This is a genomic window from Streptomyces sp. NBC_00691 (assembly GCF_036226665.1).
Lineage (GTDB): Bacteria > Actinomycetota > Actinomycetes > Streptomycetales > Streptomycetaceae > Streptomyces.
Genome location: NZ_CP109007.1, coordinates 1,162,575 through 1,182,230, shown reverse-complemented (window position 1 = coordinate 1,182,230; position 19,656 = coordinate 1,162,575). Strand labels below are relative to the sequence as shown.

General features: G+C 72.2%; 20 protein-coding genes. 14 read left to right on the top strand and 6 right to left on the bottom strand.

Going from position 1 to position 19,656, the window contains the following annotated elements:
* Positions 1-73 precede the first annotated feature (73 nt).
* A complete protein-coding gene (locus OG392_RS05140; protein WP_329276086.1) occupies positions 74-709 on the bottom strand; it encodes a DUF5134 domain-containing protein in 636 nt (211 codons plus the stop codon).
* A gap of 172 nt (positions 710-881) precedes the next feature.
* Here OG392_RS05140 and OG392_RS05135 point away from each other — a divergent pair, with 172 nt between their 5' ends.
* The 6 genes from OG392_RS05135 to OG392_RS05110 all read left to right on the top strand — a co-directional run bounded on the left by OG392_RS05135 (position 882) and on the right by OG392_RS05110 (position 6,293).
* Complete coding sequence (locus tag OG392_RS05135; RefSeq protein WP_329276084.1) at positions 882-1,433, top strand: GNAT family N-acetyltransferase; 552 nt, start codon at positions 882-884, stop codon at positions 1,431-1,433.
* A gap of 157 nt (positions 1,434-1,590) precedes the next feature.
* Positions 1,591-3,006, top strand: a complete 1,416-nt coding sequence (locus OG392_RS05130; protein WP_329276082.1) for a DUF6421 family protein — start codon at positions 1,591-1,593, stop codon at positions 3,004-3,006.
* Between the two features lie 35 nt (positions 3,007-3,041).
* Positions 3,042-3,803: an SDR family oxidoreductase gene (locus tag OG392_RS05125; RefSeq protein ID WP_329276080.1), complete on the top strand. Its 762-nt coding sequence runs from the start codon at positions 3,042-3,044 to the stop codon at positions 3,801-3,803.
* On the top strand, positions 3,800-4,879 hold the full coding sequence (locus tag OG392_RS05120; RefSeq protein ID WP_329287076.1) for a threonine aldolase family protein: 1,080 nt from the start codon (positions 3,800-3,802) through the stop codon (positions 4,877-4,879). The genes OG392_RS05125 and OG392_RS05120 overlap by 4 nt, the downstream gene beginning before the upstream one ends.
* An 86-nt stretch (positions 4,880-4,965) precedes the next feature.
* Complete coding sequence (locus OG392_RS05115; RefSeq protein ID WP_329276078.1) at positions 4,966-5,574, top strand: transglutaminase-like domain-containing protein; 609 nt, start codon at positions 4,966-4,968, stop codon at positions 5,572-5,574.
* Positions 5,575-5,600: 26 nt separating this feature from the next.
* Positions 5,601-6,293 (top strand): B3/B4 domain-containing protein, encoded by a 693-nt coding sequence (locus OG392_RS05110; RefSeq protein WP_329276076.1) that lies wholly within the window; start codon positions 5,601-5,603, stop codon positions 6,291-6,293.
* 86 nt (positions 6,294-6,379) lie between these two features.
* Here OG392_RS05110 and OG392_RS05105 read toward each other — a convergent pair whose 3' ends face one another.
* Positions 6,380-7,102 carry a lysophospholipid acyltransferase family protein gene (locus OG392_RS05105; protein ID WP_329276074.1) on the bottom strand — a complete coding sequence of 241 codons (723 nt, stop codon included), beginning with the start codon at positions 7,100-7,102 and terminating at the stop codon, positions 6,380-6,382.
* 225 nt (positions 7,103-7,327) lie between these two features.
* On the opposite strand from OG392_RS05105, the gene OG392_RS05100 reads away from it, so the two are divergent.
* The 5 genes from OG392_RS05100 (at position 7,328) to OG392_RS05080 (ending at position 11,866) form a co-directional block, all read left to right on the top strand.
* Positions 7,328-7,663, top strand: a complete 336-nt coding sequence (locus OG392_RS05100) for a TlpA family protein disulfide reductase (RefSeq protein WP_443054679.1) — start codon at positions 7,328-7,330, stop codon at positions 7,661-7,663.
* A gap of 197 nt (positions 7,664-7,860) precedes the next feature.
* Positions 7,861-8,391, top strand: coding sequence for a flavin reductase family protein (locus tag OG392_RS05095; protein ID WP_329276072.1), 531 nt, complete (start codon positions 7,861-7,863; stop codon positions 8,389-8,391).
* 199 nt (positions 8,392-8,590) lie between these two features.
* Entirely contained in the window at positions 8,591-9,376 is a 786-nt protein-coding gene (locus tag OG392_RS05090) for an electron transfer flavoprotein subunit beta/FixA family protein (protein WP_329276070.1), read from the top strand.
* A gap of 54 nt (positions 9,377-9,430) precedes the next feature.
* Positions 9,431-10,405, top strand: coding sequence for an electron transfer flavoprotein subunit alpha/FixB family protein (locus OG392_RS05085; protein WP_329276068.1), 975 nt, complete (start codon positions 9,431-9,433; stop codon positions 10,403-10,405).
* A gap of 171 nt (positions 10,406-10,576) precedes the next feature.
* Positions 10,577-11,866: a DUF6986 family protein gene (locus OG392_RS05080; protein WP_329276066.1), complete on the top strand. Its 1,290-nt coding sequence runs from the start codon at positions 10,577-10,579 to the stop codon at positions 11,864-11,866.
* 162 nt (positions 11,867-12,028) lie between these two features.
* Here the strand turns inward: OG392_RS05080 and OG392_RS05075 are convergent, their stop codons facing one another.
* The gene (locus OG392_RS05075; RefSeq protein WP_329276064.1) at positions 12,029-13,060 is read right to left on the bottom strand and encodes a LacI family DNA-binding transcriptional regulator; all 1,032 of its coding nucleotides are present in this window, start codon (positions 13,058-13,060) and stop codon (positions 12,029-12,031) included.
* Between the two features lie 195 nt (positions 13,061-13,255).
* On the opposite strand from OG392_RS05075, the gene OG392_RS05070 reads away from it, so the two are divergent.
* Positions 13,256-14,203, top strand: a complete 948-nt coding sequence (locus OG392_RS05070) for an ROK family protein (protein WP_329276062.1) — start codon at positions 13,256-13,258, stop codon at positions 14,201-14,203.
* A gap of 30 nt (positions 14,204-14,233) precedes the next feature.
* On the opposite strand, the gene OG392_RS05065 is transcribed toward OG392_RS05070, so the two are convergent.
* The gene (locus OG392_RS05065; RefSeq protein ID WP_329276061.1) at positions 14,234-14,416 is read right to left on the bottom strand and encodes a hypothetical protein; all 183 of its coding nucleotides are present in this window, start codon (positions 14,414-14,416) and stop codon (positions 14,234-14,236) included.
* A 156-nt stretch (positions 14,417-14,572) separates the two neighbouring features.
* Between OG392_RS05065 and OG392_RS05060 the strand changes: the two genes are divergently transcribed.
* On the top strand, positions 14,573-15,607 hold the full coding sequence (locus tag OG392_RS05060) for an NUDIX hydrolase (protein ID WP_329276060.1): 1,035 nt from the start codon (positions 14,573-14,575) through the stop codon (positions 15,605-15,607).
* Between the two features lie 53 nt (positions 15,608-15,660).
* Here the strand turns inward: OG392_RS05060 and OG392_RS05055 are convergent, their stop codons facing one another.
* Both OG392_RS05055 and OG392_RS05050 read right to left on the bottom strand, forming a co-directional pair.
* Positions 15,661-16,362 (bottom strand): MBL fold metallo-hydrolase, encoded by a 702-nt coding sequence (locus OG392_RS05055; RefSeq protein ID WP_443054678.1) that lies wholly within the window; start codon positions 16,360-16,362, stop codon positions 15,661-15,663.
* An 85-nt stretch (positions 16,363-16,447) separates the two neighbouring features.
* On the bottom strand, positions 16,448-17,812 hold the full coding sequence (locus tag OG392_RS05050; protein ID WP_329276057.1) for a dipeptidase: 1,365 nt from the start codon (positions 17,810-17,812) through the stop codon (positions 16,448-16,450).
* Positions 17,813-17,977: 165 nt separating this feature from the next.
* Here OG392_RS05050 and OG392_RS05045 point away from each other — a divergent pair, with 165 nt between their 5' ends.
* Positions 17,978-19,612: a geranylgeranyl reductase family protein gene (locus tag OG392_RS05045; RefSeq protein WP_329276055.1), complete on the top strand. Its 1,635-nt coding sequence runs from the start codon at positions 17,978-17,980 to the stop codon at positions 19,610-19,612.
* Positions 19,613-19,656: the final 44 nt, after the last annotated feature.

Here is a 19,656-nt window from a genome sequence, read left to right as displayed (position 1 = left end):
AAGTGACGTACGCCACGGTTTGGTTGAGCCGGGCCCGCCGGCCCTCACCGCCCGGCCGGGCGCCGGACGGAGCTCACAGCGTCACCAGCATGGCCAGCATCGCGAGCGCCATCGACAGCCGGCACGCCAGGGCGGGCTCCGGGCGGGCCGCCCAGGAGGACCGCGGCCCGGGGCCCGGGCCGCCCGCCGTCACCGCCGCCGGGGCCGGGGCCGGGGCCGGGACCGGGGCCGGGGCCGGGGCCGGGACCGGGGCCGGGGCCGGGGCCGGGACGAGTCTCGTGCCCGCGTGCAGCACGTACGCCATGTAGTAGAGGAGCAGGCCGGTCGTGAGGACGGGCACACCGCCCGCCGTGCCCGCCGTGTGCCCCGCGTGCGCCCCCGTGCCGGGGGCGGCCATCGACACCGCCATGTAGACCATGGCGAGCGAGCCGACGAGGTGGTGCAGATGGTGTCCGCCGCGCCGGACCGACGCGAGCCCGTGCAGCGCCGCGACGCCGAACACCGCCGCGTACACCGCCCAGCTCCACGCCGGCGGTGTCAGCGCCGCCGCGGGCAGCGCCATCGACGCCATCCCGAAGGCCATCACCGCCTCACGGCCCGCCGCCCGCCGCTCCTCCCCGGTGCACGCGCGCATGCGCAGCAGGCAGTACACGCCCGTCACCGCGCAGAGCGCGACCATCAGCCACCCGGACAGGGCCGGTCCGTGCACGGCACACCACCCCCTCGACGCCGTCCCCTCCCCGGAGGATGCCCGCGTCCGGCCGGGCACACGCAGGCGCACGGGCGCGCAGAGGCGTACGAGGGGGAGTGAAAGGGACGGGCGTTAGGCTCGGGACGATCGCGCACGACGATCGTCAGCACCTGAGGGGAGCCCCGTTCACATGGACACCGCCACGTCGCAGGAGACCGGCCGGATCAGCTACCGCGAGGCGGTCCTGGACGATGTCCCGGCCCTCGTCCCGCTCGTCGAGTCGGCCTACCGGGGCGACTCCAGCCGGGGCGGCTGGACCACCGAGGCGGACATCCTCCAGGGGCAGCGCACCGACCCCGACGGCGTCGCCGCCGTGATCACCACGCCGGACAGCCGCCTCCTGGTCGTGGAGCGCGACGGTGCGATCGTCGCCTGCTGCCAGCTGGAGCACCGGGGCGAGGCGGCCTACTTCGGGATGTTCGCCGTCCGCCCCGAACTCCAGGGGGCGGGTCTCGGCAAGCAGATCATCGCGGAGGCCGAGCGCCGGGTGCGCGAGCTGTGGGACGTCCGCGAGATGCACATGACGGTGATCTCCGTACGGGAGGAGCTCGTCGCCTGGTACGAGCGCCGCGGCTACCGGCGCACCGGACGGATGACCCCCTTCCCGTACGGCGACGAGCGCTTCGGCCTGCCTCAGCGCGACGACCTGGAGTTCGAGCTCCTGGTCAAGCCGCTGAGCTGAACAACGCGACGGAAGGGTGGCTTCCCCCCTGCGTGACAGGAAAAACTTCTGCGATCAGGGGGGTCGCGCAGGATAATTTCCCTTGCCCCCTCTTGTGGCCGAGAACCGTCCATGGTTACGGTGTCTTGACGCGAGGTTCTCCTGTGAAGGAAGAGGCATGACGGAAATTCTTGTGCAGGACGTGACTGGTGGGGGGATATCCACCGCCGCCCGGGTGATCGACCACCCCGCCTGGCCCGAGCTCAAGAATGCCGTGGAGGAGATCCGCGCCTGGCAGAGCACGGACGGCTCCATCGACTTCGAGCGCGACGACGCGCCCGCCAGGGCCCTGGCCGAGCTGACCCTCGACCGGGTCGTCGCCGCGGTCGAGCAGCTCTCCCCGCTTGTCCCGCACGACGGCGCCTACCACCGCGCGCTCGTCTCCGACCTGCGCAAGTGGGCCGAGAGCGGCTTCACCGTCCCGGACTTCCTGGACTCGCTGCTCGCCTTCCAGCCGGCCGCCGACCGCGTGGACGGGCTCCAGCACCTCGTGCTGTTCCCGATGTACACGCAGAACGGCAACCCCGACCGCAACCTCGAGGCCGTCGTGCTCCGCATGGTGTGGCCGGAGTGGCTCGCCGAGCTGGAGCGCACCCGCTACGACAACCCGCTGTTCTGCGGGATCACCTTCGAGGACTTCACCGCCGGGTACGACACCAACTCGGCCGTCCTCTTCCCGGAGACCATCGCCGTCCGCGAGGCCCCCGAGCGCTTCACCTGGGGCGGCATCTTCTGCGACCGCGAGGCCGCCCGCTTCCGCAAGGTCACCGAGGCCGCCGTCGACACCCTCGGCATCCAGCTGCCCGCCGACATCGCCGCGATGATCGACGACCAGGAGCGCTGCGAGAAGGCCTTCGTTCTCTGGGACATGGTCCACGACCGCACCCACAGCCACGGCGACCTGCCCTTCGACCCCTTCATGATCAAGCAGCGCCAGCCCTTCTGGATGTACGGCCTGGAGGAGCTCCGCTGCGACCTCACCGCCTTCAAGGAGGCCGTGAAGCTGGAGGCCGAGGGCAACACCCACGGCCGTGACGTGCAGTACGCGGTCCTCTTCGACCGGATGTTCCGCTTCCCGCTCTCCGGCGACCGCAACCGCAACTACGACGGTCTCGGCGGCCAGCTCCTCTTCGCGTACCTCCACAAGAACGACGTGGTGCGCTGGACGGACAACACCCTCAAGATCGACTGGCAGCGGGCCCCCGAGGTCACCAACCAGCTCTGCGCCGACATCGAGAAGCTCTACCGCGACGGCATCGACCGCCCCAAGCTCGTCCACTGGTTCAAGGCGTACGAGCTCGTCTCCGCCTACCTCGCCCCGCACCCGGGCTCGAAGTGGGCCAAGGGTCCCGACGCCCTCGACCTCTCCCTCCCGCCCCGCAAGCTCGTCGACGACGTGCTTCCGGACGAGTTTCCGCTCAGCATGTTCTTTGAGGCCCTCGCCAAGAAGCTCAAGGGAGTGATCGCCGACACCAAGGGGATCACCGCCGCCGGCGTCTCTCGGACCGAGCAGGCCGAGCGGGCTGCCGCGTGAGCGCTCGTACCGACGACACGGAGGAGGCGTCGCCCATGACCGCCAACGGAAACGGCGGGCCGCTCGACGGCGCCGTCATCGCGGTCGCCGGTGCGGCCGGCCCGGCCGGCCGCGCGACCCTGATGCGCCTCGCCGAGGCGGGCGCGACCGTCGTCGGCTCCGACGCCGACCCGGTGCGCCTCGCGGAGGCCGTCGACGCCGCCCGCTACGCCCACGGTGGCGCCAAGGTCGTCGGTGACACCGTCGACCTGCTCGACCTGGCCGCCACGCGCGACTGGGCCGCGAAGACCGAGAAGGAGTTCGGCCGGATCGACGGCCTGGTCCACCTCGTCGGCGGCTGGCGCGGCAGCTCCTCGTTCATGGAGACCGACCTCGCGGACTGGGACTTCCTGGAGAAGCTCCTCATCCGCACGGTTCAGCACACCTCGCTCGCCTTCCACGACGGGCTGCTGCGGGCCGGCGGCCGGGGCCGCTACGCCCTGATCAGCCAGGTCGGCGCGCACAAGCCGCTCGCCAACAACGCCGCGTACAACGCGGGCAAGGCGGCGGCCGAGGCGTGGACCCTCGCCATGGCCGACTCGTTCCGCAAGCTGGGGGGCGACGACGGTCCGCAGGCGGCGGCTGCCATCCTGGTGATCAAGGCATTGGTGCACGACGCGATGCGCGCCGAACGCCCCAACGCGAAGTTCGCGGGCTTCACCGACGTCACCGTCCTGGCCGACGAGGTCGCCGGGCTGTGGAGCAGGCCCGCCCAGGAAGTGAATGGACAGCGTCTGTGGCTGACCCCCAAGCCGTGACCGCGGCCCTCGGCCCCAGGACCGACGCACGTCGTCACCACGACCCGTCGGTCCGGGGCTTCGCCAGCGACAACTACGCCGGCGCCCACCCCGAGATCCTCGCGGCCCTCGCCCTCGCCAACGACGGCCACCAGGTCGCCTACGGGGAGGACCAGTACACCGACCACCTCCAGCGGATCATGCACAGCCACTTCGGCCCCACGGCCGAGGCCTTCCCGGTGTTCAACGGGACCGGGGCGAACGTGACCGCCCTCCAGGCGCTCACCGACCGCTGGGGCGCCGTCATCTGCGCCGAGTCCGCGCACATCAACGTGGACGAGGGCGGAGCGCCGGAGCGCATGGGCGGCCTCAAGCTGCTCACCGTGCCCACCCCGGACGGCAAGCTCACCCCCGAGCTCATCGACCGGCAGGCCTGGGGCTGGGAGGACGAACACCGGGCGATGCCGCAGGTCGTCTCGATCACCCAGAACACCGAGCTGGGCACCGTCTACACGGTGGACGAGATCCGCGCGATCGTCGAGCACTCCCACGCCAAGGGCATGAAGGTGCACCTCGACGGGGCCCGGATAGCGAACGCCGCGGCCTCGCTCGACGTACCGATGCGCGCGTTCACCAACGCCGTGGGCGTCGACGTCATCTCGTACGGCGGCACGAAGAACGGCATGCTCTTCGGCGAGGCGATCGTCGTCCTCAACCCCGACGCCGTCAGCCACATGAAGCACCTGCGCAAGCTGTCCATGCAGCTCGCGTCGAAGATGCGCTTCGTGTCGGTGCAGCTGGAGGCCCTCCTCGCGAAGGACCTGTGGCTGCGCAACGCCCGCCACTCCAACGCGATGGCCCAGCGCCTCGCGGCCGGCGTGCGCGAGCTGGACGGGGTGGAGATCCTCTACCCGGTGCAGGCCAACGCGGTCTTCGCCCGGCTCCCGCAGGAGGTCACCCGGCGGCTCCAGGAGCGGTTCCGCTTCTACTTCTGGGACGAGTCGGCCGGCGACGTGCGCTGGATGTGCGCGTTCGACACCACGGAGGACGACGTGGACGCCTTCCTCCAGGCCCTGAAGGAAGAGCTGGCCCGCTAGCCCTTGCCGCACAGGCTCTGCATAAATATACGGCCGGACGGAAAGTCATTGACTTCCGTCCGGCCGTATCCGTACGCTCCCCGTGCATGGAACGCAGGGAACTCATCCAGCAGAACCCGGACATCGCCGCCTATCTGGCCGCGAGCGAGGCCGTCGACCATGACCACCCGGTGGTCCGGTCGGTCGCGCGCCGCCTCGCCGACGCACACCCCGGCGCATACGCATACGCCGAAGCGGCTTACCGCCATGTCCGCGACACCGTCCCTCACTCCGCCGACGCCGACGATCCGCGCGTGACCTGGCGCGCCTCCGACGTCCTGGAGCGGCGCACCGGCATCTGTTACGCCAAGTCGATCGCGTACGCCGCACTCCTGCGGGCGCACGGCATCCCGGCCGCCCTCTGTTACCAGCGGCTCGCCGACGACGACGGCTCGAACCCGGTGATCCATGGTCTCGTGGCCGTGCTGCTGCCCGGGGAGCATGCCTGGGCCCGTCAGGACGTGCGCGGGAACAAGCCCGGCGTCGACGCCCACTTCTCCCTGGGAGAGGAGCGGCTGGCCTGGACCGTACGCCCAGAGTTCAATGAAGTGGATTATCCAGTGCTCTACACTGAACCACCTGCGGCTGTTCTGGACGCGCTGCGCGCCGCGCCCGACCGGCCGTCCCTCTGGCGGACGCTCCCCACGGAGCTCTGACCCCGGACATCAGCGAACGGCGGACCATGAACCTCACGCTCACCGTCTCCGACGAGGTGCGCACCCTCGTACCCGGCTTCACCGCCCTGGTGATCGAGGCCCACGGCCTGGTCAACGGGCCCAGTGACGAAGCCGGTTCGGCCCTCCTCGACGACGCCGCGCGCCGGCTCGCCGAGCGGCTCGACGGCCGGACGCCGGACCAGGACCCGCACATCGCCGCCTGGCGCGCCGCCTACTCCGCGTTCGGCGCCAAGCCCTCCCGTACCCGCAACTCCGCGGAGGCGCTCGCCAGGCGGGCGCTCGCGGACGGCGGCCTGCCCCGTATCAACAGGCTCGTCGACGCCTACAACGCGGTGAGCGTCGCCCACCTCATCCCGGTCGGCGGCGAGGACCTGGGCAGGATCCGGGGCGCCATGCGCCTCGTCCGGGCCCTCGGTGACGAGCCCTTCGTCACCATGGCGGGCGGGGCGGAGACGGTGGAGCACCCCGAGGCCGGGGAGGTCGTCTGGTGCGACGAGGAAGGCGTGACGTGTCGCCGCTGGAACTGGCGCCAGGGCCCCCGTACCCGCATCGACGACGACACCGTCGACGCGTTCTTCCTGCTCGAATCGCTCGCCCCGATGACCCGGGAGGAGCTACTCGCGGCGGGCACCGAACTGGCGGAGTCGCTGGAGAAGCTCAGCCCGGGAGCCCGGATCACGGTCCGCGACCCGGAATGACGGGCCGTCCGCGGCCCGGACGGGACGGGGCCGTCCGCGACCCGGAGTGACGATTCGGCGGGGTGTCGCCGGGCTGCGCCCCGCCGTCAGCCGGCGTCCTTGACCTGGGCGGGCGTCGGAGCCGTACCCCCGAGGTGCGCGGGCACCCACCAGGTGTCGTTCGCGTCCTTGGGGCGCACCGGGTAGGCGCGCTGCGCGGCCTCCAGGAGTTCCTGGACGCGCTCGCGCAGCCGGCGGGTGATCGCGCCCGCGTACTGGTCGGCGGGGGCCTCCAGGGGCTCGCCGACGCGGATCGTCACCGGGATGTGGCTGCGCTTGAAGTTGCGCGGACGGCCCTTGGTCCAGACGCGCTGCGTACCCCAGAGAGCCATCGGGATCAGCGGTACCCCGGCCTCCTGGGCGAGCCGCGCCGCACCCGTCTTGAAGCCCTTGAGCGTGAACGACTGGGAGATGGTCGCCTCGGGGAAGACGCCGATGATCTCGCCGGCCCGCAGCGACTCCAGCGCGTGCTTGTAGGCGTGCTCGCCCGCCGAGCGGTCCACCGGGATGTGCTTCATGCCGCGCATCAGCGGCCCCGAGACCTTGTGCCGGAAGACCGAGTCCTTCGCCATGAAGCGCACGAGACGCTTCTGCGGGAGCGCGGCCAGGCCTGTGAAGATGAAGTCCAGATAGCTGATGTGATTGGAGACGAGCACCGCGCCACCCGTGCGCGGGATGTGCTCCGAACCCTGCGTGTCGATCTTCAGGTCGAGCGCCTTGAACATGGTCAGAGCGGCGCCGATGACCGGCCGATACACGAGTTCTGCCATCGGAGAGGAACCCTTCTTCTGTGCCTGGGGAGGGTTCTCCCGGCGAAGTTACGCAGCCGTAGGTTTTCGGCTTTGGGCAGATCGTGCCCCATGTGGGCCGCCGTGACCAGTCCAGGCGGCTTCGTACAGGGAGATTCTCGTCACTCGCGGTGGTCGTGGCGGGAATCGAACCCTTCCGTGCGACGCTGCACCAGGTGGGACGGCCGAGAGAGAAGGGAAACAGGGGTGACCGAGATACCCGGGATACCCGGTACCGACACGCTGGGAGCCGAGGCGCTCGGCGTCGCACTGGGGGAGCGCGCCACCCTCGTGCAGTTCTCCACCGCGTTCTGTCAGCCCTGCCGGGCCACCCGGCGCACCCTCGCCGAGGTCGCCGCGATGGTGCCGGGCGTCGGGCACGTGGAGATCGACGCCGAGGAAAGGCTCGATCTCGTACGCGCCCTCGGCATCGCCAGGACCCCCACCGTCCTCGTCCTCGACCGGACGGGGCGGGTCGTCCGGCGGGCCGCGGGACAGCCCCGCAAGGCGGATGTCATCGCCGCCCTGGGGCGGGCGGTCTGACGCGGTGACACTTCTCCCACATCCCGGTACGCACTTGACTGCACGCGGCAACGATCGCCACTCTGACGGGGTGCCCCAAGAACTCCTTCTCTACGGCCGGACCCATGTGGACCTGGCCCGCAACGCGAGCGCGCGCTGTCCGGGTGTCTGACAACCCCCGGACCCCTCTCATGCCGCCCTCGCAGAAGGACAACTCCATGACGGTCACGCCCGACCTCCGACCCGGCACCGTTCCCACCATCGGCGCACCCCGCCAGGCATCCCCGGATCTGCTCCGCTCCGTCTTCCGCCGGCACGCGGCCGGTGTCGCGGTGGTCACCGCGCACGGGGAGCGACCCGTCGGATTCACCGCGACCTCGCTCAACTCCGTCGCCGCCGAACCCCCGCTCGTCTCCTTCGGGGTGGGGACCTCCTCCTCCAGCTGGCCCGTGCTGGCCGAGGCCGAGCACATCGGCGTCCACATACTCGGGGAGCACCAGCAGGACCTCGCCGCCACCTTCGCCCGCAGCGGCGCCGACCGCTTCGGCGAGGAGACCCGCTGGAGCGTGGGACCCGAGGGCGTGCCCGTCCTCGACGGCGTTCTCGCCTGGCTGGTCTGCCGCGTGGTCGCCCGCGTGCCCGCCGGGGACCACCGGATCGTGATCGCGCAGGCCGTCGCGGGGGACCCGGACGGGGCCGGCCGGCCGCTCCTCTACCACCACGGCCGCTTCAACGCGCTGCGCGACTGAGAGTTCCCGTGCGCGCCGCTCTCCGCGCGTTGGGCAGATCACATCGCTGAGCGCTTGCTTACTGGTAACGGACTGGGTGTACTGGCGAGTAATATTTTGGTCGGGGCGTCCGGCGCCCCGACCGGAAACCCGCCCTTCAGGCGCCTATGCTGCGAGCAACAAGGCAGCCCAGTTATGACGATGCAGTAGGAGAGCCGGCGTGAGCTTGAGGATCGTTGTCTGTGTGAAGTACGTGCCCGACGCGACCGGAGACCGTAAGTTCGCGGACGACCTGACGGTCGACCGCGACGACGTCGACGGCCTGCTGTCGGAGCTCGACGAGTACGCCGTCGAGCAGGCACTGCAGATCGCCGAAGAGGCGGACGACGCCGAGGTCACCGTGCTGACGGTCGGACCCGAGGACGCCAAGGACGCGCTCCGCAAGGCGCTCTCCATGGGCGCCGACAAGGCCGTCCACGTCGAGGACGACGACCTGCACGGCACCGACGTCATGGGCACCTCGCTGGTGCTCGCCAAGGCGATCGAGAAGACCGGCTACGACATCGTCATCGCCGGTATGGCCTCCACCGACGGCACCATGGGTGTCCTCCCGGCCATCCTCGCCGAGCGTCTGGGCGTCCCGCAGGTCACGCTGCTCTCCGAGGTCTCCGTCGAGGACGGCGTCGTCAAGGGCCGCCGTGACGGCGACACCGCCTCGGAGCAGCTCGAGGCCTCCCTGCCGGCCGTCGTCTCCGTGACCGACCAGTCCGGCGAGGCGCGCTACCCGTCCTTCAAGGGCATCATGGCCGCCAAGAAGAAGCCTGTGGAGTCCCTGGAGCTGGACGACCTGGACATCGACGCGGACGAGGTCGGCCTCGCCGGCGCCTGGACCGCGGTCGACTCCGCCGCCGAGCGTCCGGCGCGCACCGCCGGCACGATCGTCAAGGACGAGGGCGAGGGCGGCAAGCAGCTCGCCGAGTTCCTCGCGGGCCAGAAGTTCATCTAAGGCTCGCGCGAGCCGCTCAGACCGCCCCTTTCGTTCGCAGGAGATTGAAGTCCCATGGCTGAGATTCTCGTCTACGTCGACCACGTCGACGGAGCCGTCCGCAAGCCCACCCTGGAGCTGCTGACCCTCGCCCGCCGCATCGGCGACCCGGTCGCCGTCGCGCTGGGCAACGGCGCCGCCGACACCGCGGCCGTCCTCGCCGAGCACGGCGCGGTGAAGGTCCTCACGGCCGACGCCCCCGAGTTCACCGAGTACCTCGTGGTCCCGAAGGTCGACGCCCTCCAGGCCGCCCACGATTCGGTGTCCGCCGCCGGCTCGCTGGCCGCCGTGCTCGTCCCGTCCTCCGCCGAGGGCAAGGAGATCGCGGCCCGCCTCGCGGTCCGCATCGGCTCCGGCCTCATCACGGACGCCGTGGACCTGGAGGCCGGTGACGAGGGCCCGGTCGCGACGCAGTCCGCGTTCGCGGCCTCCTTCACCACCAAGTCCCGTGTCTCCAAGGGCACCCCGGTCATCACCGTCAAGCCGAACTCGGCCCCGGTCGAGGCCGCCCCGGCCGCAGGTGCCGTCGAGGCCCTCGCGGTCTCCTTCGGCGCGCTGGCCACCGGCACCAAGGTGACCGCCCGCACCCCGCGCGAGTCGACCGGCCGCCCGGAGCTCACCGAGGCCGCGATCGTGGTCTCCGGTGGCCGTGGCGTCAACGGTGCCGAGAACTTCGGCATCATCGAGGCGCTCGCCGACTCGCTCGGTGCCGCCGTCGGCGCCTCGCGTGCCGCCGTCGACGCCGGCTGGTACCCGCACTCCAACCAGGTGGGCCAGACCGGCAAGTCGGTCTCGCCGCAGCTGTACATCGCCTCCGGCATCTCCGGCGCGATCCAGCACCGCGCGGGCATGCAGACCTCGAAGACGATCGTCGCGATCAACAAGGACGCCGAGGCGCCGATCTTCGACCTGGTCGACTACGGCGTCGTGGGCGATCTCTTCGATGTCGTCCCGCAGCTGACCGAAGAGGTCAAGTCCCGCAAGGGCTGATCTCGCGGTGCAGGCGTGACCTGCGCTTCTGTACGGCCCGGGGGCCGCGTGGTGATGATCACCGCGCGGCCCCCGGTCGTTTCGGACAACCATTGACTCAGGTCCCGAGGGGCTACTAACTTCGCCATACGGATTGTTGATTCCGTGAAGCGGAAAATAGGAGGATGTGGGATGGGTCAGCAGGAGAAGGTGTCGACGAGCCTCGCGGGCGCGGTCAGCGAGGGCATCAGCGCCTCCCTCGCAGCGGTGGACGCCGAGCTGGACCGCCGCTACCCGGGAGACCCCGGCACCCGCCAGCCCGTCCACACCGTCTACGTCCCCGGCAACGTCTTCGAGGCCGGCACCATCCGCTCCTGGGGCGACCAGGCCCTCGCCGCCCTCGACGAGCACGCCCCCGACGCCGCGTCCTTCGCCGCCGTGCTCGGCCTCTCGGACGACCTCGCCGAGGATGTCTACGGCCGCGTGCGCGCGAAGCTGGAGCGCGAGCCGATCGAGGACCTCCGGGTCGACTTCGAGGACGGTTACGCGGGCGCGGACGAGGACCAGGACGCCGCCCGCGCCGCCCGGCTGATCACGCGGGCGTACGCCGACGGGACCGCCGCCCCGTACATGGGCGTCCGGATGAAGTGCATGGAGTCCGCGGTACGCGACCGGGGCATCCGCACCACCGACGTCTTCCTCACCGGCCTCCTGGAGAACGGCGGCCTGCCCGACGGGCTCGTCCTCACCCTCCCCAAGGTCACCTACCCCGAGCAGGTCTCCGCCTTCGTCCGCCTCCTGGAGGCCTTCGAGAAGGCCCACGGGCTCGACGCCGGCCGTCTCGGCTTCGAGATCCAGATCGAGACCAGCCAGTCCATCCTCGCCACCGACGGCACCGCCGCCGTCGCCCGCATGATCGGTGCCGCCGAGGGCCGCGCCACCGGACTGCACTACGGCACCTTCGACTACAGCGCCTGCCTCGGCGTCTCCGCCGCCTACCAGGCCAGCGACCACCCGGCCGCCGACCACGCCAAGGCGATCATGCAGGTCGCCGCCGCGGGCACGGGCGTACGGGTCTCCGACGGCTCGACCAACGTCCTCCCGGTCGGCTCCACCGAGCACGTCCACGAGGCCTGGCGCCTCCACTACGGCCTCACCCGCCGTGCGCTCGCCCGCGCGTACTACCAGGGCTGGGACATGCACCCGGGCCACATCCCCACCCGGTACGCCGCCGTCTTCGCCTTCTACCGCGAGGGCTTCGAGGCCGCCGCCAAGCGCCTCTCCGCGTACGCCAACCACGCGGGCGGCGACGTGATGGACGAGCCGGCGACCGCCAAGGCCCTCAGCTCCTACCTGCTGCGCGGCATCGACTGCGGAGCCCTCGACACCGCCGAGGTCGACGCGCTCACCGGCATGAACCGCGCGGCCCTGGACCGCTTCGCGGCTCCCCGCCGAGGCGACCTGACGGCCTCGGCCGAGTAGCGGGCGGACACGATCGGGGCCGCCGTGCCGGCGGCCCCGAGGACGACCGTTCGCCCGGGAGGGCGCCGCCCTGAGGTCAGCCGCTCCCGGCCGCCGACGCGCGGATGCCCGCCGCTCCGACCGGCCGCGCTCCGGACGGTGCCCCGGGCGAACGGCCGGTGCTCAGACGGCCGGCGGGATCTCGCCCGAACCGCGGGCCAGCAGCGTGGTGCCGAGCACCACCCGCTCCGGAGCGTCGTCGACCCCGTCGAGACGCCGGAACAGACGCTCGGCGGCCGTCCGCCCCAGCGCGGCCGCGTCCTGCGCGATGACCGTGATGCCGAGCAGGTCGGCCAGTTCCATGTCGTCGAAACCGACCAGAGCCACCGGTCGCGCGTGCCCCGCGAGGGCGCGGACCACCGTGACCATCACCCGGTTGTTCCCCGCGAAGAGCGCCGTGACGGGCTCCGGCGCATCCAGCATCTCCCGTACCGCCGTCCGTACCCGCTCCGGCTCCGTGGAGCCCGGCGAGACCCAGGCGTCCTCGACCGGCAGGCCCGCGTCCTCCATCGCCGCGCGGTAGCCGCGCAGCCGCTCGGACGCGGTGTGGATACCGGGCCGGTCGCCGATGAAGCCGATCCGGCTGTGACCGTGGGCGATCAGATGGGCCACCCCGTCGCGCGCCCCGCCGAAGCTGTCGGACAGCACGGCGTCGGCGTCGATCAGCCCGGCGGGGCGGTCGACGAAGACGGTGGCGACGCCCGCCCTGATCTCCGGCTCCAGATACCGGTGGTCGTCGCCGGCGGGGATGACGATCAGGCCGTCGACCCGGCGCGCGCAGAGGGCGAGCGCCAACTCCTGCTCACGGGCCGGGTCCTCGGCGCTGGACCCGTTGATGAGCAGGGCCCCGTGCGCCCGCGCGACCTCTTCGACCGCCCGGCTGAGCGGCCCGTAGAACGGGTCGGCGAGATCCTCGAGCACGAGACCGACCGTCGCCGTCCTGCCCTTGCGCAGAACCCGCGCGCTGTCGTTGCGCCGGAAGCCGAGGACCTCGATGGCCTCCTGGACCCGTCGCTCGGTGTCCGGGGTGACTCCTGGCTCGCCGTTCACGACCCGGGACACCGTTTTCAGGCCGACGCCCGCGCGTGCGGCGACGTCCTTCATCGTGGGCCGGTTGCCGTAACGGTGCTCGGTGCGGCGGGCGATGTCGGCCACGGTGCGCGGTTCCTCCGTCGGAGATCGGGTCGTCCGGCCGGAGCGCGGTTGCGGCCGGTCGTACAGCGGTGTCTGGGGGACTCCTGCCGAAATCATAGGGCCTGGACAACGTTGTCACCGGAGGGGAGACTGTACGGAACGGGACACCATAGACACCGTTCCGTCCGCACGCCCCCGACTGGAGATCCCGCGCCCATGCAGACCGATCCCGCCACGGGCCCCCTCGACGGTCTCGTCGTCGCCCTCGACATCGGGGGCACCAAGATCGCAGGCGCCCTGGTCGACGGAGAGGGACGCATCCGCGTCCGCTCCCAGCGGCCCACGCCCGCGCGTGAGGACGGCGAGACGGTGATGGGCGCGGTCGGGGACGTGCTCACCGAACTCGCGGGCTCGCCCCTCTGGGAGGCCGCCGGGGCCGTCGGCGTCGGCAGCGCGGGCCCGGTCGACGCGTACCGGGGGACCGTCAGCCCGGTCAACGTGCCCGGCTGGCGCGACTTCCCGCTCGTCGAGCGGGTCCACAGGGCCACCGGCGGACGGCCCGTCACCCTGGTCGGCGACGGCGTCGCCATGACGGCGGCCGAGCACTGGCTCGGCGCCGCCCGCGGCCACGACAACGCCCTCTGCCTCGTGGTCTCCACGGGTGTCGGCGGCGGCCTCGTGCTCGGCGGCCGACTGCACCCGGGCCCCACCGGCAACGCCGGTCACATCGGCCACATGGTGGTGGACATGGACGGCGAGCCCTGCGCCTGCGGCGGACGCGGCTGTGTCGAACGCCTCGCCAGCGGCCCGCACATCGCCCGCCGCGCCCTGGAGAACGGCTGGCGCCCGGGGCCCGACGGCGACGCCTCCGCGGCCGCCGTGGCCGCCTCGGCGCGCGCGGGGGACCCGGTCGCCGTCGCCTCGTTCGAGCGGGCGGCCCAGGCCCTCGCGGCGGGCATCGCCGCGACGGCGACCCTCGTCGAGATCGACATCGCCGTCGTCGGCGGCGGGGTGGCGGGCGCCGGGGAGGTCCTCTTCGCCCCGCTGCGCCGCGGCCTCGCCACGTACGCCACCCTCGACTTCGTCCGGAACCTGACGGTCGTCCCGGCCCTCACCGGAACCGACGCGGGCCTCCTGGGCGCCGCCGCGGCGGCGGTGGCCTGACGCCACCGGCCGACGGGGAGGCCCCACGGCTCACTCCTCCCGTGCCCGCTCGGCCGTCCGTTGTTCGACGATCACCAGGAAGGCGTCGGACTCCAGGTCCATGACGACCCGGGCCGGCACCCCCTCGTCCCGTCGCGCCCCGGCGAACTCCTCCGCCGGCCAGCTGCCCCGCGGGCCGCCGGCCGGAAAACGTTCGAGAACCCTACGACTCATCTCTCCGCACCCCCTCGTGCCTGCCGTTCTCAACGACCCCCGGGCGGAAGTGTCACGCTCATGCCCAAGGGGACGCATATGCCAGGACATGCGTTCGTGGTTTTCGTGGCAGGGTGTTGGGGGCAATCCACAGGGGGCTGTCGAAGAGGGGGAATCGTGATCGTCTGGGTCAACGGTGCGTTCGGCGCGGGGAAGTCCAGCACCGCGCGCGAGCTGGTCGATCTGATCCCGAACAGCACGCTGTACGACCCCGAGGTCACCGGCGGCGGCCTTCGCGGCCTGCTGCCGGCCAAGCGGCTCGCCGAGGTCGAGGACTACCAGGACCTGCCGATCTGGCGGCGTCTGGTGGTCGACACCGCCGCCGCCCTGCTCGCCGAACTCGGCGGCGTCCTGGTCGTTCCCATGACCCTGTTGCGCCAGGATTACCGGGACGAGATCTTCGGCGGGCTCGCCGCCCGTCGCATCGATGTCCGCCATGTGCTGCTCGCACCGGAGGAAACGATCCTGCGGCAGCGCATCGACGACCGGTCCGAGTACGACGACCCCGACGTCGACGCCCGCGTCCGGGAGTGGTGTCACGGCCATCTCGCGCCGTACCGGGCCGCGCTCGACTGGCTCGCCGAGGACGCGTTCGTGGTCGACACCTCGGCACTCACCGTGGCCGGGGCCGCCCGGACCGTCGCCGACGCGGTCAAGGCCGGCCACGCCGCCCCCTGCGGCATCGTCCAGACCCCCGAACCCACCGGCGAGACCGTCGCCGCGGGAGTCCTGCTCTTCGACGAGCGGGATCGGTTCCTCCTGGTCGACCCCACCTACAAGCCGGGCTGGGAGTTCCCCGGCGGTGTCGTCGAGGCGGGCGAACCCCCGGCCCGCGCCGGAGTGCGCGAGGTGGCCGAGGAGATAGGCCTCGCACTCGACGCCGTACCACGCCTCCTGCTCGTCGACTGGGAACGCCCGGTGCCGCCCGGCTACGGCGGACTCCGTCTCCTCTTCGACGGAGGCACGCTCGGCCCCGCCGACACCGAACGCCTCCACCTCCCCGGCGCCGAACTCCGCGACTGGCGCTTCGTCACCGAGGAGGAGGCGGCCGACCTCCTGCCCCCGGTCCGCTACCGCCGCCTCCGCTGGGCCCTGCGCGCCCGCGAGCGCGGCACGGTGCTCAACCTGGAGGCCGGGGACCCGGTGGGCTGACGGCGACACCCGGCCACGTCCGCCGGCCTGCCGCCGCACCGTCGCCGCCCGCCTCAGGCCGTGGCCGTCGCCGCCGCCCCGGTCAGCCGCGCCGCCGTGTCCGAGGTCACCGGCGCCCCGTGACCGCAGCACAGCACCGAAGGACCCAGCTTCGCGAGCAGCCGCATCGAGTCCCGCGCGAGCGCCCGGTCGACATGGAACACGCCGAACATCACGTCCGGCACCGACGCCACCGTGTCCCCGGTGAACAGCACACCGTGGCGGGGCAGATGGACGCCGATCGAACCGGGCGTGTGGCCCGGGGTGTGCACCACCACCGCGCCGCCGCCGAAGTCGAGCACTTCACCGTCCTCGACCTCCCGGTCGACCCGGGTCGGCGGCGCCTCGGGCGCGGTCACGCCGTGCTCGAAGAGGGGGATCTCCCAGTCCAGGAGGTGCGGTTCCGGCACCGGCGCCACGCCCCGGATCACCGGCGCGTCGAGCCGGTGGGCGAGGATCTCGGCCCCGTGCCGGTCCGCCAGCTCCTGCGCCGCGCCCACGTGGTCCCGGTGGCAGTGGGTCAGCACGATCCGGCCCAGCCGGTCCGGGTCCAGGCCGGTGGACCGTATCGCCGCCGCCGTCTCGTCCGCCATGCCGGCCCAGCCTGCGTCGATCAGGGTCAGGTCCTCCTCGTCCTGCCAGAGGTAGGCCTGGCCGATGGAGTAGTCGAGGAGGTGCAGTCGCGGGGTGACCCTGGTGAGCTCGATGGATGCCATACGGCGAACCTACGGATCTCCGCAGGTCCGCCGCATGCTTCTACGCTCTCGGCGAGCTTCGCCGAACGCTGAACGCGCCCGGACGTCAGTTCTGCTTCGAGCGGGCGTAGTTGAGGAGGAAGAGCGCCTCCGCCACCGAGAGCCGCTCCAGCTCCTCCGGCGAGACGGACTCGTTGGGCGCGTGGATCTGCGCCTCCGGCTCGCTCAGACCGATCAGCAGGATCTCCGACTCCGGGTACAGCGAGGCCAGCGTGTTGCACAGCGGGATCGAGCCGCCCATGCCCGCCGTCTGCATCTCCTGGCCGGGGTACGCGATCCGCATCGCCTCGGCCATCGACGCGTACGCCGGGCTCGACGTGTCCGCCTGGAACGGCTGCCCCTGGCCGACCTGCTCGAGGGAGACCCGGGCGTTCCACGGCGTGTGCTTCTCGACGTGCGCGAAGAGCAGCTTCGTCACCTCGGCCGAGTCCATGCCCGGCGGCACCCGCAGGCTGAGCTGGGCGCGTGCCGACGACGGGATCGAAGGGGTCGCCCCGGCCACCGGGTGGCAGTCGATGCCGATGACGGTGACGGCGGGACGCGCCCAGATCCGGTCGGCGACCGTACCGGCACCCGGCAGGGCCACTCCGCTGAGGACCTTGGCGTCCTGGCGGAAGTCCTCCTCCGGGTACTGCAGCCCCTCCCACACCTGGTCGCCCGGCAGCCCGTCGATGACGGTGGAACCGTCCGGGCCGCGCAGCGAGTCCAGTACGCGGATCAGCGCGGCCAGCGCGTCCGGCGCGGCGCCGCCGAACTGACCGGAGTGCAGGTTGCCCTCCAGGGTGTCGATCGCCACCCGGATCATCGTCATGCCGCGCAGGGTCGCGGTCACGGTCGGCAGCCCCACGCGGAAGTTGCCCGCGTCACCGATCACGATCGCGTCGGAGACGAGCAGTTCGGGGTGCTGCTCCGCGTACCGCTCGAGACCGCCGGTGCCCTGCTCCTCCGAACCCTCGACGATCATCTTGACCGTCACGGGGACGCCGCCGTTCGCCTTGAGGGCGCGCAGCGCGAGCAGGTGGAGGATGAAGCCGCCCTTGCAGTCGGCCGCGCCACGCCCGTACCAGCGACCGTTCCGCTCCGTCAGCTCGAACGGCGGGGTCAGCCAGGCGGACTCGTCCAGCTTCGGCTGCACGTCGTAGTGCGCGTAGAGAAGGACGGTGGGCGCGCCGGCCGGACCGGGCAGGACGCCGTACACGGACTGCGAGCCGTCCGGGGTGTCGAGCAGCGCCACGTCCTGGAAGTCCTCGGCGCGCAGCGCGTCCGCGACCCAGTTCGCGGCGCCCTCGCACTCGCCGCGGGGCGCCACGGCCTCGTCCGCCACCGACTCGAAGGCCACCAGCTCCGTGAGCTCGGCCTTGGCGCGGGGCATCAGGGACCGGACGGTCTCGGCGATCGGATTCGAGGTCATGGGCACGCTCCTGATGGGTGCGACGTTTACGACGTAAGGACGGCGTTCGGCGTATGTCGTGGTACGGCGAACGCACCGCCGATCCTACGGCGCGGGCCTCTGGCTACCGCGCCGTAGGATGCGTCAGGAGCAGACCACCGGTCGGATCAGGAGCAGAAGCACATCGTGAGCAGCGAGCAAGCGGAGAACGCCGGTCCGGAGAACACCGCGCCCGAAGGCGCGGCTCCTGAGCGCATCACGGAGGGGGTGCCGGCCGCGGTGTCGGACGAGATGTCGGACGAGGTCACGGGCGCCGGAGCGTCCCACGTATCGCACGACGGAGCGCCGTCGGAGGAGGCCTCGGACACCGCGGACGCCGACGCCGAGGCCGTGACGGCCCCGCACGGCGTGGACGGAGCTGACGGCGAGAACACCGAGGTGTGGGACGTCGTGGTCGTCGGCGCCGGGCCCGGCGGCGCGTCCGCGGCCTACGCGGCTGCGGTGGCGGGGCGACGGGTGCTGCTCCTGGAGAAGTCCGAGCTGCCCCGGTACAAGACCTGCGGCGGCGGCATCATCGGCCCCTCCCGCGACTGTCTCCCGCCCGGCTTCGAACTGCCCCTCCAGGACCGGGTGCACGCCGTCACCTTCTCCCTGGACGGCCGTTTCGCCCGTACCCGCCGTTCGCGGAAGATGCTGTTCGGGCTCATCAACCGCCCGGAGTTCGACGCCCAGCTGGTCGAGCACGCCCAGAAGGCCGGCGCGGAGCTGCGGACCGGGGTCACGGTGACCCGCGTGGAGCAGCACGGCCCGGCGGTGCCGGACCGGCGGACCGTCGCCGTCGTCCTCGCCGACGGCGAGACCGTGCTCGCGCGCGCGGTCGTCGGCGCCGACGGCAGTGCCAGCCGGATAGGTGCTCACGTCGGGGTGAAGCTCGGCCAGGTCGACCTGGGGCTGGAGGCGGAGATTCCCGTGCCGCCGTCCGTGGCCGAGGACTGGAAGGGCCGCGTCCTCATCGACTGGGGTCCGATGCCCGGCAGTTACGGCTGGGTGTTCCCCAAGGGGGACACCCTGACGGTCGGCGTCATCTCGGCGCGCGGCGAGGGCGCCGCCACCAAGCGGTACATGGAGGACTTCGTCGCCCGGCTCGGCCTGTCCGGTTTCGAGCCCACGATCTCGTCCGGTCATCTGACGCGCTGCCGCACCGACGACTCGCCGCTCTCCCGCGGCCGGGTCCTGGTCTGCGGTGACGCGGCGGGACTCCTGGAGCCGTGGACGCGCGAGGGCATCTCGTACGCGCTCCGCTCGGGCCGGCTGGCCGGCGAGTGGGCGGTGCGGGTCGCCGAGGCCAACGACGCGGTCGACGCCCGGCGCCAGGCCCTGAACTACGCCTTCGCCATCAAGGCGGGGCTCGGTGTCGAGATGGCCGTCGGCCGGCGGATGCTCGCCGTCTTCGAGCGGCGGCCGGGGCTGCTGCACGCGACGCTGACGGGGCTGCGTCCCGCCTGGAACGCGTTCGCCGACATCACCCGGGGTTCGGCGACGCTCGGCGGCATGGTCCGCTCGAACGGCATGGCCCGGCGGGCCCTGGAGATCCTCGACAAGCGCATGGACACCTCGTCGGGCGTCGGCCCGGCGGGCCGGGGTGTCGGCAAGGGCGAGCGCTCGGCGCCCGAGGCCGACGCGGACACGGAGGCGCAGGCCGAGGTGCGGGCGGTGGCGAAGCCCGACATGCGGGCGGAGGCGCGGGACGACGCGAAGGACGTCCCGGAGACCGGCACTTCCGTGAAGCCGGAGGCGCCCGAGTCCCCGGGAGTGGTCTGACCCCTCGGACCGGCGCGCCCGGCGCGCCGGACATCCATGGAGTG